General features: G+C 58.4%; 16 protein-coding genes. 9 read left to right on the plus strand and 7 right to left on the minus strand.

The annotated features are described in order from the left end of the window. Positions 1–16: 16 nt before the first annotated feature. Positions 17–1,216, minus strand: a complete 1,200-nt coding sequence (locus Q666_RS41995; protein ID WP_023003822.1) for a glycerophosphodiester phosphodiesterase family protein — start codon at positions 1,214–1,216, stop codon at positions 17–19. Positions 1,217–1,294: 78 nt separating this feature from the next. Further along, positions 1,295–2,530, minus strand: a complete 1,236-nt coding sequence (locus Q666_RS42000; RefSeq protein WP_023003823.1) for a cytochrome P450 — start codon at positions 2,528–2,530, stop codon at positions 1,295–1,297. Between the two features lie 277 nt (positions 2,531–2,807). Here Q666_RS42000 and Q666_RS42005 point away from each other — a divergent pair, with 277 nt between their 5' ends. Together Q666_RS42005 and Q666_RS64745 are read left to right on the plus strand one after the other, a co-directional pair. After that, positions 2,808–2,996, plus strand: coding sequence for a hypothetical protein (locus Q666_RS42005; RefSeq protein ID WP_031270652.1), 189 nt, complete (start codon positions 2,808–2,810; stop codon positions 2,994–2,996). 165 nt (positions 2,997–3,161) lie between these two features. Beyond that, positions 3,162–4,235, plus strand: a complete 1,074-nt coding sequence (locus tag Q666_RS64745) for a DUF389 domain-containing protein (protein ID WP_023003825.1) — start codon at positions 3,162–3,164, stop codon at positions 4,233–4,235. Between the two features lie 67 nt (positions 4,236–4,302). Here the strand turns inward: Q666_RS64745 and Q666_RS42010 are convergent, their stop codons facing one another. Genes Q666_RS42010 through Q666_RS42030 form a run of 5 tightly spaced genes read right to left on the minus strand, consistent with a single transcriptional unit; the run spans position 4,303 to position 8,401 of the window. Then, the gene (locus tag Q666_RS42010) at positions 4,303–4,809 is read right to left on the minus strand and encodes a GAF domain-containing protein (protein ID WP_023003826.1); all 507 of its coding nucleotides are present in this window, start codon (positions 4,807–4,809) and stop codon (positions 4,303–4,305) included. 31 nt (positions 4,810–4,840) lie between these two features. Then, complete coding sequence (locus Q666_RS42015) at positions 4,841–5,593, minus strand: ABC transporter ATP-binding protein (RefSeq protein ID WP_023003827.1); 753 nt, start codon at positions 5,591–5,593, stop codon at positions 4,841–4,843. Next, the gene (locus Q666_RS42020; protein WP_023003828.1) at positions 5,590–6,435 is read right to left on the minus strand and encodes an ABC transporter ATP-binding protein; all 846 of its coding nucleotides are present in this window, start codon (positions 6,433–6,435) and stop codon (positions 5,590–5,592) included. Before Q666_RS42020 ends, Q666_RS42015 begins: the two co-directional genes overlap by 4 nt. After that, entirely contained in the window at positions 6,432–7,328 is an 897-nt protein-coding gene (locus Q666_RS42025) for an ABC transporter permease (protein WP_023003829.1), read from the minus strand. The genes Q666_RS42020 and Q666_RS42025 overlap by 4 nt, the downstream gene beginning before the upstream one ends. Beyond that, positions 7,325–8,401, minus strand: a complete 1,077-nt coding sequence (locus tag Q666_RS42030) for an ABC transporter permease (protein ID WP_023003830.1) — start codon at positions 8,399–8,401, stop codon at positions 7,325–7,327. The genes Q666_RS42025 and Q666_RS42030 overlap by 4 nt, the downstream gene beginning before the upstream one ends. 223 nt (positions 8,402–8,624) lie before the next feature. On the opposite strand from Q666_RS42030, the gene Q666_RS42035 reads away from it, so the two are divergent. The 7 genes from Q666_RS42035 to rfbA all read left to right on the plus strand — a co-directional run bounded on the left by Q666_RS42035 (position 8,625) and on the right by rfbA (position 15,706). After that, positions 8,625–9,293: a cupin domain-containing protein gene (locus tag Q666_RS42035; RefSeq protein ID WP_023003831.1), complete on the plus strand. Its 669-nt coding sequence runs from the start codon at positions 8,625–8,627 to the stop codon at positions 9,291–9,293. 25 nt (positions 9,294–9,318) lie between these two features. Next, positions 9,319–10,905: an ABC transporter substrate-binding protein gene (locus tag Q666_RS42040; protein WP_023003832.1), complete on the plus strand. Its 1,587-nt coding sequence runs from the start codon at positions 9,319–9,321 to the stop codon at positions 10,903–10,905. Positions 10,906–10,997: 92 nt separating this feature from the next. Beyond that, the gene (locus Q666_RS42045; protein WP_023003833.1) at positions 10,998–12,092 is read left to right on the plus strand and encodes a M24 family metallopeptidase; all 1,095 of its coding nucleotides are present in this window, start codon (positions 10,998–11,000) and stop codon (positions 12,090–12,092) included. Positions 12,093–12,254: 162 nt separating this feature from the next. Then, complete coding sequence (gene rfbC / locus Q666_RS42050) at positions 12,255–12,833, plus strand: dTDP-4-dehydrorhamnose 3,5-epimerase (protein WP_031270658.1); 579 nt, start codon at positions 12,255–12,257, stop codon at positions 12,831–12,833. Beyond that, on the plus strand, positions 12,830–13,912 hold the full coding sequence (gene rfbB / locus Q666_RS42055; protein ID WP_023003835.1) for a dTDP-glucose 4,6-dehydratase: 1,083 nt from the start codon (positions 12,830–12,832) through the stop codon (positions 13,910–13,912). The genes rfbC and rfbB overlap by 4 nt, the downstream gene beginning before the upstream one ends. Next, positions 13,909–14,799 (plus strand): dTDP-4-dehydrorhamnose reductase, encoded by an 891-nt coding sequence (gene rfbD, locus Q666_RS42060; RefSeq protein ID WP_023003836.1) that lies wholly within the window; start codon positions 13,909–13,911, stop codon positions 14,797–14,799. Before rfbB ends, rfbD begins: the two co-directional genes overlap by 4 nt. A gap of 37 nt (positions 14,800–14,836) precedes the next feature. After that, complete coding sequence (rfbA, locus tag Q666_RS42065) at positions 14,837–15,706, plus strand: glucose-1-phosphate thymidylyltransferase RfbA (protein WP_023003837.1); 870 nt, start codon at positions 14,837–14,839, stop codon at positions 15,704–15,706. The last annotated feature ends 27 nt before the right edge of the window (positions 15,707–15,733 follow it).

Raw genomic sequence — 15,733 nt, forward strand, 5'->3', positions numbered from 1 at the left:
AACCGGTTCCTGCACGTCACTCCAGTCCGAGGCAGGACGCATAAAAGCTCGTGGTTGCCGGCCAGTCCGAAAAGATGCCCTTGACGCCAACCTGGCGCGCCAGAACATCCACAACCTCATAAAGCTTGCCGTCGCCGTCGATGGCATCGTTGACGGTCTGATAATACCAGCCGCCGCCGGACGCCAGCGGTCCCGACCTTTCAAGCGTCCAGGCAATCAGCTCGATACCGGCTTCCTTTGCTGCAATCGCATAAGCCGAGGGAACGATCTTGCCGTCTTCCTGCGCAAGAAGGACAAACAGCGGCGGTGCGAGGTAGTTGACGCCCATGTCCTTCAATTCGGTCATGGAAGGGGAGAATGTTTCCGGATCCATGGGATCGACATCGCGGCGGCTTTCAAGGAAGACTGCCTGCTTGCCGAAGTCCGGTTCGTTTTCGATCCAGTAGAGAACGTCATCAAGGTTGAAGGATTGCGGGTAGACGTCTTCTGCCGGAATGCCTGCCGCTTTGTATTCGTCAATCAGTTTCTGGGCGTAGTCGGCCTGAGTAAAGCCATCAAAAGGCATCTCGACTTCAGGGGCCTTCAACTCCGGAGTGAATTTCACGCCGAGGTCCTTGAAAAGGCGGATCGAGGCGTCGTGTGTCAGCAGCGTTCCCGTGCCCGCGTAAAGATCCGTGCGCCAGGGCGCGGTTCCATTCTGGTAAGCTTCAGGCGTTGTTGCCGTTTTGTCTGCACTGTCCATCTTGCCCTGCAAGGACGAGAACTCAGCCAGGGTCAGATCACTCGTCCGGCATTCGGCCGCGGCCGGCGTCTCACCCGAGGCCGGAGTGAAGCCCGTGGTGCATTTGTCGGCGAGATCGGTCGTCAGAATGTTCGTGGTCGTGTGCAAATCGTTCTGGGAATGCCGGCACACCAGTTCCTTGTCCTTGGTAAAGGTGACGTCGCATTCCAGGATACCCGCTCCCATGAGTGCCGCAGCCCGGTAACCTTCCTCCGTGTGTTCTGGAAACTGCAATGGGGCCCCACGATGGCTGATGGAAAACAGGGTGCGTTTTGCCGGCTTGCCGATGCAGGCTTCCAAGGTGTCCTTCAGCGGGCCGTCAGTCATCTGGGACACAAGGTAGGCGGGGCGGGGCCCAAGCTCGACAGTGCCTGCTTGTGCAGGCAAGACGGCACACAGCCCGGTCAGGCAAAGAACAACTTGTTTGAGGTGCATGAGGTATCCAATGGCTTTCGTGGCAAGAAGGGCAATAATTAGCGGCACGCATGCCGGGAGCAAGTGCAATAGCTGCAACTAGGCGGGTTGCCAGGCAAGTCTGAGTGCTTCCGGGCCTCTCACGGACAGGCCACGCTTGTAGGTGACGTTGTTGTCAACCAGCTCAATCGTGCTGAACCTTTTCAGCAGTGTTGAAAAGATGATGTCCATGTCCAGACGTGCAAGATGGTTGCCGAGGCAGAAATGTGCGCCCCGGCCAAAGGCAATGTGCCAATTCGGCGTTCTGCCAACATCGAAGCGGTCAGCGTCGGGAAATTGGGCCGGGTCGCGGTTGGCTGCTCCATAGAGGACGCCGAACTTCGTCCCACGCGGATACGCGTCGCCGCAAACCGTCATGTCCTCGGTTGAATAGCGGTGGAAGAACGGCAAGGGAGATTCATAGCGGAACATTTCCTGCACGGCCGTTTTCATCAGTGACGGATCTTCGCGCAGACGCTGCAGCTCATTCGGAAACTTCAGCAGCGCATGCATGCCACTGCCGAGAACGTCGATGGTTGAACCGTGACCGGCCATCAGGATCAGCATGGCGGTCGAGATGAATTCGTCCTCGTTCATCTGGCCGGCCCGTTCAGCTTCGATCATGAGCGACAGAAGGTCGTCCTGCGGTGCGCGTTCGCGCTTTGCTTTAAGCGTTTGCAGATAGTGATAGAATTCTGTCGTGTTGCGTTCGGCCAGTTCCTTGCGCTCATTCGTCCGGTCGATGTCGAAATACTGAACAATGTTTTCCGACCAGATGCGCAGTTGCGGGCAGTCCTCATCGGGAACGCCCAGAACGCGGCCGATGATGTGACCTGGAACATGGGCGGCCAGATCTTCGATAAAGTCGATTTCGGTGCGGTCTGACAGACTGTCGAAAAGGCGGTCGACATAGGCCTGTATGTCATCGCGCAACTTGCCGACCATCACCGGCGTGAACAGTCTGAACACCTGCTTGCGCAGCCGGTCATGAATGTCCCCGTCGCTGTCCAGCAGAGAGAACTGCACGAACCGGGAATGATGCGGCATGTCGTGCCAGTTCTGGGCACGTTTCATGTCCGCGATTTCTTCCGCGCTCGCGATGTGGTCCATGGAGCGCACCATCTTGCCGTTCTGTACGATTTCCGAAACGTCATCGAACGTCGCTGCCAGCCAGATATCGAAATCCTCGAAGTAAGTCAGACCCTTGCGGTCACGCAGTGCGGCGTAGAACGGGTAGGGGTCTTGTGCAAAGGCATCGGACAAAGGCGCGAAGGAAAGGTCTGTGGACGGGCTCATGAAGGGCTCTTGAGGTCGGGTTGGATGGGGTAGAATTGTGATTCTTGGCAGGGTCGAAGATTTGGCTGGCCAAGTGCAAGCGAAAAGCGGGAGCTATGGGCCATTTTTGACGTGTTTGGGTGAGTTATCCCAAGCCAGGCCTTCAGCTCTTGGGGATTGTGAGGAAATGACATTTCTGACGATATCGGCAGAGGTTCTGAAATCTTAACAATTCCTAAACGCGGGCTGGAAGGCCTGCTTGCACAGACCAGCAGAACCGTGAGTGCGTGAGGCCGAAATGCGTGTGCCAAAGGCTTTCAGTGACGAGTACCAGACCTTCTTGCGGGAGACGGGCTTGGACAACCCCAATCCGCAAGCCCTCCTCATGGAACTTGCCTCGCTCTCCATGGAAGTCTACCTGAAGGAAATCGCCTGGCTTTCCGAGTTCATCGGCAAGATCGAGCGCGCGAAAAAGGCTGCAGCCTGACGGTAAGCTGTTGACTGGATTGCGCCATTTCTGGCGGAAGACATGTTTCTCCGGAATTTGGTCTCGTGCCTATCGAAGATTGTGAACCAAGTCGTTGCAATTAAGATGACGAACGCCGCGACGTGAAGCATACTCGGACGATATAATGTCTGGAGCAGCTGTTTCATGTCCATCAGTCAGTTCTCCACCACCAAGGAAATTCTGAGGTTCGAGGGCGCCAACAAGGCGGCCTATTGGCGCAAGTTCGCTTTGCTGCTGTCGCTTGCCGTGATCATCGCGACGATGGGCCTGTTGCGAAATTCCGGTGCTGTCGTGATCGCGGCCATGCTGGTGGCCCCTCTTATGACCCCCATCCTTGGCATCGCCTCATCGATCGTCATGGGATGGGTTGGAAGAGCGCTCGTCCTGATGCTGACTGTCTGGGTCGCCGCCGGCTGCAGCATCGTGATCTCGTGGTTGATTGTCTGGATAGCGGATGCGCCTTCAACGCTGCTACTACCGGATGAAGTCCTCAGCCGGAGCAATCCCGGGGCGGAAGACATGGTCGTTGCGCTCGCCGCGGGCATTGCCGGTGCCTATGTGCAGATCAGGAAATCGGAAATCAGCCTTTTGCCTGGTGCGGCCATAGGCGTGTCCCTGGTTCCGCCGCTCGCGGCAGCAGGGATCCTGTTGTACTTCGGAGAACAGGAGGCGGCCTATGAGGCCACATTGCTCTTTGCCACCAATTTCGGGGCGATCATCTTCTCCGCAAGCCTGGTCTACATCATCCTGGGCCCACGGGAGCGGCTCTTCCGCAAAGCACATCGGGGCGTCAAGTTCACGCTCGGCATGACGGTCACGCTTGCCTTCCTGTCGGTCGTTCTGGTCCAGCTTCTGGCGGCAACCTACCTGCGCTACATCGAAACCGGGACAGAAGCCATTCTGGCACAGCGCACCAAGGAGTGGGCGGGCGACACGCCTGTCGAGATCATAAGGGTCGACGTTCACGCCCGCACCAGGATTGCGGAAATCTGGGTACTTCTCGATCTGCCATCGGACGCGCAGTACAAGATCGGCTCACTCGACGATTTTCTGCCGGTCGCCATGAAGGAACATCCGTTCAGAGAGGCCGCCCGTGAAGTTCTGGGAGAGGATTACAAGGTGGTCGTCAGATACCAGACACGCATTGCCTGGCTTCTGGATCTCGCCACGGAAACGATCGATGTAGCTCCTTCTGTCGATACCGTCAGAGAGGACTGACAAGTCATGCAAAAACAAACCCCGCCAGAGCGGCGGGGTTACGAGAGACTGCGTGTACTATTCCGTCCTAGGAGGCGGTCGACAGCGACTGGCTTGCCAGATAGGCAGCCTTGGCCGGAACCGAGAGCCAGGCCTGTGCCTGAGCGACGCGTTCCGGCGTATAGTGATGTTCTTCGTGAAGCATGTTGACGGTACCAACCAGCGTATCGCCGAGAACAACGGGCAGGTTGATGACGGAGCCGCAGCCAAGCCGGCCTATCAGCTCGTAATCGGGAAAGACGGTCGCAATATCGGCAAGCGTGTTTGCGACAAAGCTCTTCCGGTCCTTGTGTACGGTTTCAAACCAGCGGTCATAAGTGATCGGTTTGGTTCCGGAGACCGGGTAGTCTTCCGGATGCGAAGTGTAGGAGCGCTGCGCCAGCTCGGTTTTCATGTCGGCTGTCATGAACGTGAACAGCTTCACGCCAATGGTTTCCCGGGTCAGCTTCAGAAGGGCATCAAAAGGCGCGTCCGGTGTGATCGCGGTGGAAAGGGCATGGTCAAACGTGGCCAAAGGGCCGGTGAAATCGGTCATGTGTCGAAATCTCGAGCAATTCTAGTTGACGTTAGGCAGGGTGCAAGATGCCGCCGCTGGCGGCATAGAGTTCGCGGGAATAAGGATCTGAGAGCTGACCCGACTTGAGAGCGTCGACACCGGCAATTTCTACCACGCGGCCATAGCGCATGACAGCCAGGCGGTCGCACAGGAACGAGACAACCGGAAGGTTATGCGTGACCATAAGATAGGTCAGCCCCTGTTCCCGCCGCAGCTTTTTCAGAAGGTTCAGGATTTCCGCCTGTACCGATACGTCCAGTGCGGATGTCGGCTCGTCCAGCAGTAGAACGCGCGGTTCCAGCATCAGCGCGCGGGCGATCGCCACTCGCTGGCGCTGACCACCGGAAAGCTGATGCGGAAAGCGGAAGCGGAATCGCTGGTCCAGACCGACGGCGGCAAGCATGTCTTTCACACGGCCGTCCCGACCGCCAATACCATGAATGGCGAGCGGCTCTGCAAGGCAGGTATCGATGGTCTTGCGTGGATGAAGCGAGCCGTAAGGGTCCTGAAACACCATTTGGCAGGTTTCGGCAAAGGTCCTGTCCGGTGAATGTCCGCGAGGTTTTCCTTCAACGGCAATGGTGCCGGTCCAGTCCGGGGCCAGTCCGGAGATTGCCTTCAGGATTGTCGATTTGCCTGAGCCGGATTCCCCGACCAGCGCAAAACTTTCCCCTTCAGCAACATCGAAGGTGACGTCGTGAACCACAGCCGTGTCGCCATAGCTGATGGTGAGGTTTTCAAGATGGATGGCGGCGTCGGTCATGTTCCGGCTCCCGTGGTCCAGGTACTGCGGTCGAGAACGGGCAGCTCATCACGGTCTTCATTCATGCGCGGCATCGCGGCAATCAGGCCACGGGTGTAGGGATGCTGCGCGTTGTGCAGATCGCTCGCCTTGCACTGTTCGACGATCTCGCCGCTATTCATCACCAGGATGCGGTCGCAGTAGCGGGACACCAGGTTGAGGTCATGACTGATCAGGATCAGACCCATGCCCTTGCCGGTGACCAGATCGTCGATAATGTCCAGGACCTGTGCCTGCACGGAAACATCAAGCGCGGAGGTTGGTTCGTCTGCGATCAGGAGATCAGGTTCCGGGATCAGCATCATGGCGATCATGATACGCTGGCCCATGCCGCCGGAAACCTCGTGCGGATAAAGACCCGCAACCCGTGCTGGATCATTGATGCGCACAGCTTCCAGCATGGCAAGCACCCGTTCCTTCAGCTCCCGGCGTGGCAGCTTCTTGTGGGTGACGAGGGCTTCGGCAATCTGCTCGCCTACGGTCATCACCGGGTTGAGCGAGAATTTGGGGTCCTGCATGACCATGGAAATGCGGGCGCCGCGCAGATCGCGCATCTGGCGTTCGCTTCGGCTGAGGAGGTCTATGCCGTCGAAGGTCATGCGCCGGGCGGTGACCTTTCCGGGTTTCCGGATCAGGCGCAGGATCGACCGGCCGGTCATGGATTTGCCGGAACCGGATTCGCCAACAATTCCAAGCCGTTCCCGTCCAAGCGTGAACGAAATGCCCTTGACGACATCCACCGGGCCACGGGCCGTCGGGAAGGTGACGGTGAGGCCGTCAACCTCGAGAAGCGGGGCGCTCATTGCTTGTCTCCCTGCTTGGGATCGAGCACGTCGCGCAGGCCGTCACCGAGGAAACAGAAACCGAGGCTCACCAGGATAATGGCAAAGCCCGGCATGGTGGCGACCCACCACTGGTCGAGAATGAAATTCCGTCCGCGCGAGATCATCGCCCCCCATTCCGGCAGAGGCGGCTGAGCGCCGAGACCGAGAAAGCCGAGACCGGCGGCCGTCAGGATGATGCCGGCCATATCCAGCGTCACGCGAATGATCGTGGAAGAAGCGCAAAGCGGCAGAACGTGACGGAGGATAACGCGGGCGGAAGACGCACCTTGCAGGCGCACCGCCGCGATGAACTCTGCATCGCGGAAGGTAATCGTTTCCGCACGGGCGATACGCGCATAGGCAGGCCAGGCGGTGATCGCAATGGCGATGATGGCATTCTCGATGCCGGGTCCGAGGGCTGCCACAAAGGCAAGCGCGAGGATCAGCTTCGGCATGGACAGGAAGATATCCGTCACGCCCATCAGCACCCGATCGGTCCAGCCGCCGAAATATCCGGAGACCGCACCGACGATGAGGCCGATTGGAGCGGCGATGACGGCCACCATGGTAACGATCATCAGCGTGATGCGCGCACCGTAGACAACGCGGGAGTAGATGTCCCGGCCAAGCTCATCGGTGCCCATCCAGTGGGCCGCGGACGGCGGCATCAGGCGGTTTGCGAGATCCTGGCCGATGGGAGAGTAAGGGGCGATCAGCGGAGCGAAGATCGCCATCACGATCAGGACCAGGATGATGAAGCCGCCCACCACGGCAAGCGGATTGCGCAGGAGTGCTGCAAAGACACGCCAGGCGCGGCCAAGATTGGCCTGCAGGCGCGAGGCGGGGCTATCGTCGAGAAGCCAGTCGATCATTTGCGGGCCCTCGGATCGAGAATGCGGTAGAGCACATCGGAAATCTTGTTGATGAGGATGAACACGGCACCGATGACGAGCGTCGCGCCCAGCACGGCGTTCATGTCGGCATTGAGAAGGGCACTGGTCAGGTAGTTGCCGATACCGGGCCAGGAGAACACGGTCTCGATCATCACGGAGCCTTCCAGAAGAGCGGCATAGGACAGGCCGATCACGGTGATCAGCTGGATGCGGATCGGGTAGAACGCGTGGCGCCAGATGACACGGCGCTCGGGCACACCTTTCACCCGCGCGGTCGTCACATACTCGTGCCCAAGCTGGTCCAGCATGAACGATCGGGTCATGCGGGCGATGTAGGCAAGGCTGAAGAAACCGAGGATCGATGCCGGCAGCATGAGGTGATCGAGCGCGTTCCAGAAGATGTCCCATTCGCCTGCGACAACACTGTCGATCAGGTAAAGCCCGGTTACGTGATCAACAATGCCGTCGTAGAAGATGTCGATACGGCCCGGACCGGCAACCCAGCCGAGGCCGGCGTAGAAGACCGCAAGGCCAACCAGCCCAAGCCAGAACGCGGGGACGGAATAGCCGAGAAGGCCGAGGACGCGGATCAATTGATCGATCCAGGTTCCCTGGCGGGTGGCGGCCAATACGCCCATAGGTACGCCGAGCAGCACGCCGATCAGGATGCCGATCGTGGCCATTTCCAGGGTGGCGGGGAAGAACCGCCCCAGGTCTTCAGCGACCGGCCGACCGGTGGAAATCGACATGCCGAGATTGCCGGTGAAAACGTCGCCCACGTAGGAGAAAAACTGGATGACCAGTGGCCTGTCCAGCCCCATCGCCTGACGGGCAGCTTCATAGACTTCGTTCGAGGCCCTGTCGCCGACTACTGCCAGAACCGGATCGATCGGCACCACGCGGCCGATGAAAAACGTGATTGCAAGCAGGCCAAGGAACGTTCCGGCCGTTACAAGACAGAAGCGCAACAGCGCCGCCGCGCTGCCCAGCAGTTGGCTCGTCAACAGGCCCTCTCTTGCGTCGGTTACGCTCTCGGAAGGCTCAAAAGACATGCCGGTAGCGGCCTGTCGCCGTTCCCTGTTCAACCGGATTCTTCAAGTCCGTTCTCCACACTCATATGACTCATTTTCTGAATTAGAGTCTTCAGGTTGTTGTTTTTAAACAGCTTTCAGAAAGCGCTCGTAAGGCGCTTTTTTCAAAGGTGTCTAAAAAAGTTCTTGGAGCATACAAAAAAATCTGGTTACATCAAAAAAATTTTGATGGGAGTAAAAATCTTTGAGCAGTTCGACAGCACGTGCCGCTTCCGATGTCGATACAAAGGTTGGCGCGCTGATCCGTGCGCGGCGCCGGCAGCTGGGGTTCACCCTGCAACAGCTGAGCGACGCTTCGAACCTCTCGGTCGGGTATCTCAGTCAGGTTGAGCGCGATCACGCGACACCGACACTCGGATCTCTGGCGGGAATCGCCCGGGCACTCGGCGTCGGGCTGGATTATTTCGTTGCCCAGCCACGGGCCCAGGATGCACTGACCCGTGCCGCCACACGGCCCAATTTCTCCATATCCGGTTCCGCCGTAAGCTATGAGCGGCTGGCAACCGAGTTTCCAGGCAATCAGCTTTCCTCGTTCATTCTCACCGTGCCGCCGGGATATGCCTCGGAAACGGTGAGCCACGAGGGCGAGGAGCTGATCTACATCCTGGAAGGGTCCATCACCCAGTACCTCGACGGCGAGGCGATGGTGATGACAGCTGGCGACAGCCTGCATTATCGGGGCAACACCCCGCATGCCTGGTCAAACCCGAACGATGCTCCGGCAAAGATTCTGTGGACCGGCACCCTCACGATTTTCAACGCCGGCGACGAGAAAACCAGCCGCATCGAGCTGGTGTCGCCTGACAAGAGCGCGGTGAAGCCGAGCCGCGCCAAAAACAAGAACAAATCCTAACCCCCTGACAGACGGAGACGAAGAAATGAAACTTTTAAGGACCGCGCTTCTGGCGGCCGCCCTGGCAATGCCGATGGCACTGCCTGCCGGTGCCGCGACACCGGACAACATTCTGGTGGTGGCGCAGAACATCGACGATATCGTCGCGATCGATCCTGCCCAGGCTTACGAGTTTTCCTCCGGCGAACTCGTGACCAATGTCTACGACCGCCTTGTGCAATATGACGCCGAAGACCCGACAGTTCTGGCACCGGGCCTTGCTGCCGAATGGCAGGCTGACGCTGATGCGAAGACCATCACCTTCACCCTGCGCGACGGTGCAACGTTCCATTCCGGCAATCCGGTTCGCGCTGAAGACGTGGTGTTTTCCTTTGCCCGTGTCATCAAGCTGAACCTTACCCCGGCCTTCATCCTTGCCCAGCTTGGCTGGACAGCGGAAAATGTCGAGGACATGGTCACGGCCGACGGCAACAAGGTCGTTGTCAAATACGAAGGTGACTTCTCTCCCGCGTTCGCCCTCAACGTCCTGGCCGCCCGTCCGGCTTCCATCGTCGACGAAAAGACGGTGATGGAGCATGAGGAAGATGGCGACATGGGCAACAAGTGGCTCAATGCCAATTCCGCCGGTTCCGGTCCGTTCGAACTGCAAACCTACCGCGCCGGCGAACTGGTGCGTTACAAGTCCAACGCCGACTACTTCAAGGGCGCACCGAAGGTTGAAGGCGTGATCATCCGTCACGTGGCCGAAGCCGCAACCCAGCAACTGCTGCTGCAGTCCGGTGATGTCGACATGGCCCGCAACCTGACGCCGGACCAGATTGCCGGCATGGAAGGCGACACCATCAAGGTGGAAACCTATCCGCAGGCAGCCGTGCACTTCCTGTCTTTCAACCAGAAGAAGGACGTGCTGCAGCCTGAAGCGGTGTGGGACGCGGCGCGTTACCTCGTCAACTACAAGGGCATGACCGACAGCTTCCTGAAGGGCCAGATGGAAATCCATCAGGCTTTCTGGCCGAAGGGATTCCCGGGCTCCTATGACGAGACGCCTTACACCTATGATCCGGAAAAGGCGAAGCAGATCCTGGCGGATGCCGGCATCGATACGCCGATCACCGTGACCCTCGACGTGATCAACTCCACCCCGTTCACGGACATGGCCCAGTCGCTGCAGGCAAGCTTTGCCGAAGCCGGCATCAACTTCGACATCATCCCGGGCACCGGTTCGCAGGTTATCACCAAGTACCGCGAGCGCAGCCATGAAGCGATGTTGCTCTATTGGGGCCCGGACTTCATGGACCCGCACTCCAACGCAAAGGCCTTTGCCTATAACAGCGACAACTCCGACGACAACTACCAGGCAACCACCACGTGGCGGAATGCCTGGGCTGTTCCGGCTGAGATGAACGACATGACCAAGGCTGCCCTGGCCGAGAGCGATGCGGAAAAACGCAACGGGATGTATGTCGAACTGCAAAAGGAAGTTCAGGCCAAGTCGCCGATCGTGATCATGTTCCAGGCGGCCTATCAGGTCGCGATGGACCAGAAGGTCGAAGGTTACGTCAACGGTGCAACGTCCGACTTCGTCTACTACCGTCTGGTAACGAAAAACTGACGCCAGAAAACAGGCCGTCCCGGTTTCCGGGGCGGCTTTTTTGTTTGCTGACACAGCACACTGACTGACCAACCCCTCCGGAGTTTCCTGAAATGTCTTCCCTTTCCGATCAGCGCCTTGCCGCTTTGCGCGAGCGGATGTCTGCGACCGGGACCGACCTTGTGGCCATCGGTCCGTCCAGTCACATGATGTATCTGGCTGGTCTCGATCCTCATGGTGACGAACGGCCGGTGATGCTTCTGGTTTCCAGGAGCCATGCGGGCTTTCTGATGCCGGCGCTCAATGTCGACAGCTCACGCCAGAAGACGCACTTGCCTTTCTTCCCCTGGCGTGACGACGATGGACCGGATGCCGCGCTTGCCACATTGCTGGAAGCCTCCGGACTTCCTCAATCGCCAAGTGTCGTCATCGACGAAACCATGCGTGCCGATTTTGCGCTTCTGTTGCTGGACGCGCTCCCGGGGGCTTCGCGCCGGTTTACGGATGACACGGTCGGCTTCCTGCGCGCTCGAAAGGAAGAGGACGAATACCGCCGTCTTAAAGCCAGTGCCGTTCTGAACGACACTGCCGCCATGGCTGGCTTCGACGCCCTGACACCCGGCATCACGGAACTTGAGATCGCTGCCGCCATCCGGGACGTCTACAAGCAGGCAGGTGCGACCCCGGTATTCACCTCGGTCTGTTTCGGTGGAAACGGCGCCTTTCCGCACCATCACACCGGCGAAACACAGCTGAAAGCCGGGGATGCCGTGCTGATCGACACCGGTGGACGTCTCGAGGGATACCCGTCCGACATGACCCGTGTTGGCTTCTTCGGAACGCCTACGGCGGAATTTGAGAAGGTCCACGCCATCGTCAACAAGGCTGTGGAAGCAGCGCTTGCCGCTGCAAAGCCTGGGGTCTTGGCAAAATCAATCGACAAGGCGGCTCGGGATGTCATTGCAGATGCGGGCTATGGTGACTTTTTCACACACCGGACCGGCCACGGCCTCGGAATAGACATACATGAACCGCCATATTTGACGGCGACCTCCGAAACCGTGCTGGACGAGGGCATGGTGTTCTCGATCGAACCCGGCATCTATCTCCCCGGCCAATTCGGCCTGCGTCTCGAGGAAATCGTCATCTTGCGGAAAGACGGCGCGGAAATCCTCTCGGACCTGCCACGTGCGGCGGTTGTAAGGTGAGGGTACTCCAGTAAACGGACACGAAGCCGTTTTGGGAAACGAGGTCGGATTGTGGTTCCTTCGCCCTTGAAGGAACCTGAAAATCTTATACAGATTCGCGGCAAGACCTGCCTTGAAGCGGGGCTTGCCACGAAACGTGACCGCGAGACCCGAAACGGATTCATGCTCGAAGTAATTGAACTGGACATTCCCGAGGTCAAGATTCTCCGGCCGAAGAGGCATGGTGACAGCCGTGGTTTCTTCTCCGAAACCTACAACAAAGCGCTTCTTTCCGACGTCGGAATAGACATCGATTTCGTCCAGGACAATCATGCCTACTCTGCGGAAAAGGGAACGGTCCGCGGTCTGCATTACCAGACGCCGCCGTTCGCGCAGGACAAGCTGGTGCGTGTCGTGCGCGGAGCGATACTGGATATCGCTGTGGATCTGCGGCAAGGGTCTCCGACTTACGGCAAACACGTCTCGTCCGTCATTTCCGCGGAAAACGGTGATCAGATCCTGGTTCCGATCGGATTTGCCCACGGGCTGGTGACCCTGGAGGCGCACACGGAGGTTCTCTACAAGGTCTCGCATTATTATGCTCCGGAGCATGACCGGGGCATCGTGTGGAACGATCCCGATCTGGACATTGATTGGCGAATACCTGAAGCCGATGCCATCCTGTCGCAAAAGGATCAGAAACTCCCACGCCTTGCCGATGCTGCCAGCTGTTTCACGCACCTGGAGGCCAGAGAACGATGAAAGTTCTTGTCACGGGGGGCGCCGGCTTTATCGGTTCGGCGGTCGTGCGAAAGCTGGTGTTGCAAGGCCTGGCAGAAGTCGTCACCGTGGATGCCCTGACATATGCCGGTAACCTGGCGTCCCTGGCTCCGGTCATGGAAGATCGCCGCCACCGGTTCGTGCAGGCAGACATCCGGGACGGGGAGGCAATGGCCGGTCTGCTGGAGGCAGAGGCACCCGACGCTGTCATGCATCTGGCGGCTGAAAGTCACGTCGACCGGTCGATTGATGGCCCGGCTGCCTTTATCGATACAAATATCGTGGGCACCTACACCTTGCTGGAGGGGGTGAGGGGGTATTGGTCCGGCTTGCCGGTGTCTCGAAAGGAAGCCTTTCGCTTTCATCATGTGTCCACCGATGAAGTCTATGGCAGTCTCGGTCCAACAGGGGCCTTCAAGGAAACGACCGCATACGCGCCGAATTCTCCCTATTCCGCATCGAAGGCGGCGTCGGATCACTTGGTCAGGGCTTGGCACCATACGTATGGGTTGCCGGTGGTCACCACCAATTGTTCCAACAATTACGGGCCTTACCAGTTTCCGGAAAAACTGATCCCGTTGATGATCCTGAACGGCCTGGAGGAAAAGCCTCTGCCGGTCTATGGCGCGGGAGCAAATATCCGTGACTGGCTACATGTCGAAGATCATGCGGATGCGTTGTGGCTGGTCTTGATGCGCGGCACACCGGGCCAAGTTTACAATATCGGCGGTGACGCAGAGCGTCGAAACATCGATGTAGTCCATCTGATCTGCGATCTGCTGGATGAAACGGCGCCAGGAGGAAAACCCCGCCGAGAATTGATCGCGTTCGTGACAGACCGTCCTGGCCACGATGCGCGCTATGCGATGGACATTTCGCGGATCGCTGCCGAACTCGACTGGCGACCCGGTTATTCCTTCGAAAGCGGGTTGCGCCAGACGTTGGACTGGTACCTTGCCAATCGCAGCTGGTGGGAGGCGATCCGTAGCGGTCAATACAGAGGGGACAGGCTGGGGCTGGGGGCAAATGGTTTTTCAAGTGCATCTGCCGGTGTTCCATGACCCGTATTCTGCTTACGGGAGCGAACGGTCAACTCGGTTATGAAGTCATTCAGCAAGCCCGGGTGCTGGCTCTTGATGTCGTGGCTCTCGACAGATCGACACTCGACATAACCGATCGCGGAACCGTGGCGGATGTCGTCCAGAACTTGGCGCCCGACCTGATCATCAATGCGGCTGCATACACTGCCGTTGACCGTGCCGAGACCGACCGGCAGGCCGCCTTTGCGGTCAACCGCGACGGAGCGCGCAATCTTGCGGAAGTGGCCGAACGGCGCGGTGCCGTCTTGATGCATTTCTCCACGGACTACGTGTTCGACGGGGCAAAGCGGCAGCCTTATGTGGAAGAAGATACAGTCGGCCCGTTAGGCGTATATGGCGAAAGCAAGGAGGCCGGGGAGGCTGCCGTCCGCACAGTCTCAGAACGTCACCTGATCCTGCGCACATCCTGGGTGTACGGCGTGCATGGTGCGAACTTTGTTCGGACGATGCTGAGGCTCGCACGGGAGAAGGATGAAATTCGGGTGGTCACTGACCAGACAGGATGCCCGACATATGCCGCCGACCTGGCTGAAATCGCATTGCAGCTATCCGTGCAGGTCCTGAAGGGCGATTTTCCGAAGGGTGGATACGGAACATTTCATTGTGCCGGACAGGGGCAGGTGAGCTGGCATGGGTTTGCATCCAAGATATTCGAACTGGCCGGGGAACGATTATGCAAACAGCCGGAGCTGATTGGCATTGCGGCGTCGGAATTTCCAACGCTTGCAAATCGGCCGGCGAACTCGGCGCTTGACTGCTCTAAACTGTCACGTGTCCATGGCCTTTCCGCCAGGGACTGGCCAGTGGCACTGTCCGACATGCTTGACCGCCTGTATCTAAACGCCTGATATCTTGCGGGCAAGCAATTGGAATTGGAGTTGGACAATGAAAGGCATCGTGCTGGCGGGCGGAAGCGGAACGCGTCTCTTCCCGGTAACAAGGTGTATTTCCAAGCAATTGCTGCCTGTCTACGACAAGCCGATGATCTACTATCCGTTGAGTGTTCTGTTGCTTGCCGGGATAAGAGATCTCCTGATCATCACAACACCACGCGATGCCATGGCTTTTCAGAGCCTTCTGGAAGACGGCGCGCGATGGGGCATCAATATCAGCTATGCAGTTCAACCTGAACCGGCCGGCATCGCGCAGGCGTTCCTGATCGGAGAGGAGTTCCTTGCTGGCCAGGAATGTGCGCTGATCCTGGGAGACAACCTTTATTACGGACATGGTCTGACGGAAATTCTTGCGAGAGCTTCAGCGCGCAAGTCCGGAGCGACCCTGCTCGGATACGAGGTGGCGGAGCCGGAACGATATGGTGTCATCTCGTTCGACGCGTCGGGGAAGCCCGCTTCAGTGGAAGAAAAGCCGAAATCGCCCCAGTCTTCCTGGGCGGTAACAGGGCTTTACTTCTATGACAAGGACGTCGCCGCCATTGCTTCCGATATCCGTCCGAGTGCGCGCGGTGAACTTGAAATCACGGATGTGAACGCCCGGTATCTGGAGCGTGGAGACCTGCATGTTGAACAGCTGGGGCGGGGATTTGCCTGGTTCGACATGGGGACACATGACAGTCTCATCGAATCCGCGACCTTCGTGCAGGCCATCGAGAAAAGACAGGGCCACCGCATCGCCGTTCCGGAAGAAATTGCGTTCAAGAACGGTTGGATTACTGTGAATGATCTGGAACGGCTGAGCGAAGAATATTCCAGCAGCGGATATGGGAAATACTTGGCGAAATTGGCGCAAGGAGCCTAGAGCTAGTTGTAGTATTTACCTGCTGGC

It is taken from the genome of Labrenzia sp. C1B70, from assembly GCF_000475395.1.
Lineage (GTDB): Bacteria > Pseudomonadota > Alphaproteobacteria > Rhizobiales > Stappiaceae > Roseibium > Roseibium algicola.

Coding starts and splice junctions, on each gene's coding strand:
- Q666_RS42015 (WP_023003827.1), bottom strand. CDS start 5,593: ATGACCGACGCCGCCATCCATCTTGAAAACCTCACCATCAGCTATGGC.
- Q666_RS42025 (WP_023003829.1), bottom strand. CDS start 7,328: ATGATCGACTGGCTTCTCGACGATAGCCCCGCCTCGCGCCTGCAGGCC.
- rfbC (WP_031270658.1), top strand. CDS start 12,255: ATGCTCGAAGTAATTGAACTGGACATTCCCGAGGTCAAGATTCTCCGG.
- Q666_RS64745 (WP_023003825.1), top strand. CDS start 3,162: ATGTCCATCAGTCAGTTCTCCACCACCAAGGAAATTCTGAGGTTCGAG.
- rfbD (WP_023003836.1), top strand. CDS start 13,909: ATGACCCGTATTCTGCTTACGGGAGCGAACGGTCAACTCGGTTATGAA.
- Q666_RS42040 (WP_023003832.1), top strand. CDS start 9,319: ATGAAACTTTTAAGGACCGCGCTTCTGGCGGCCGCCCTGGCAATGCCG.
- Q666_RS42010 (WP_023003826.1), bottom strand. CDS start 4,809: ATGACCGATTTCACCGGCCCTTTGGCCACGTTTGACCATGCCCTTTCC.
- Q666_RS41995 (WP_023003822.1), bottom strand. CDS start 1,216: ATGCACCTCAAACAAGTTGTTCTTTGCCTGACCGGGCTGTGTGCCGTC.
- Q666_RS42005 (WP_031270652.1), top strand. CDS start 2,808: ATGCGTGTGCCAAAGGCTTTCAGTGACGAGTACCAGACCTTCTTGCGG.
- Q666_RS42045 (WP_023003833.1), top strand. CDS start 10,998: ATGTCTTCCCTTTCCGATCAGCGCCTTGCCGCTTTGCGCGAGCGGATG.
- rfbB (WP_023003835.1), top strand. CDS start 12,830: ATGAAAGTTCTTGTCACGGGGGGCGCCGGCTTTATCGGTTCGGCGGTC.
- Q666_RS42030 (WP_023003830.1), bottom strand. CDS start 8,401: ATGTCTTTTGAGCCTTCCGAGAGCGTAACCGACGCAAGAGAGGGCCTG.
- rfbA (WP_023003837.1), top strand. CDS start 14,837: ATGAAAGGCATCGTGCTGGCGGGCGGAAGCGGAACGCGTCTCTTCCCG.
- Q666_RS42000 (WP_023003823.1), bottom strand. CDS start 2,530: ATGAGCCCGTCCACAGACCTTTCCTTCGCGCCTTTGTCCGATGCCTTT.
- Q666_RS42020 (WP_023003828.1), bottom strand. CDS start 6,435: ATGAGCGCCCCGCTTCTCGAGGTTGACGGCCTCACCGTCACCTTCCCG.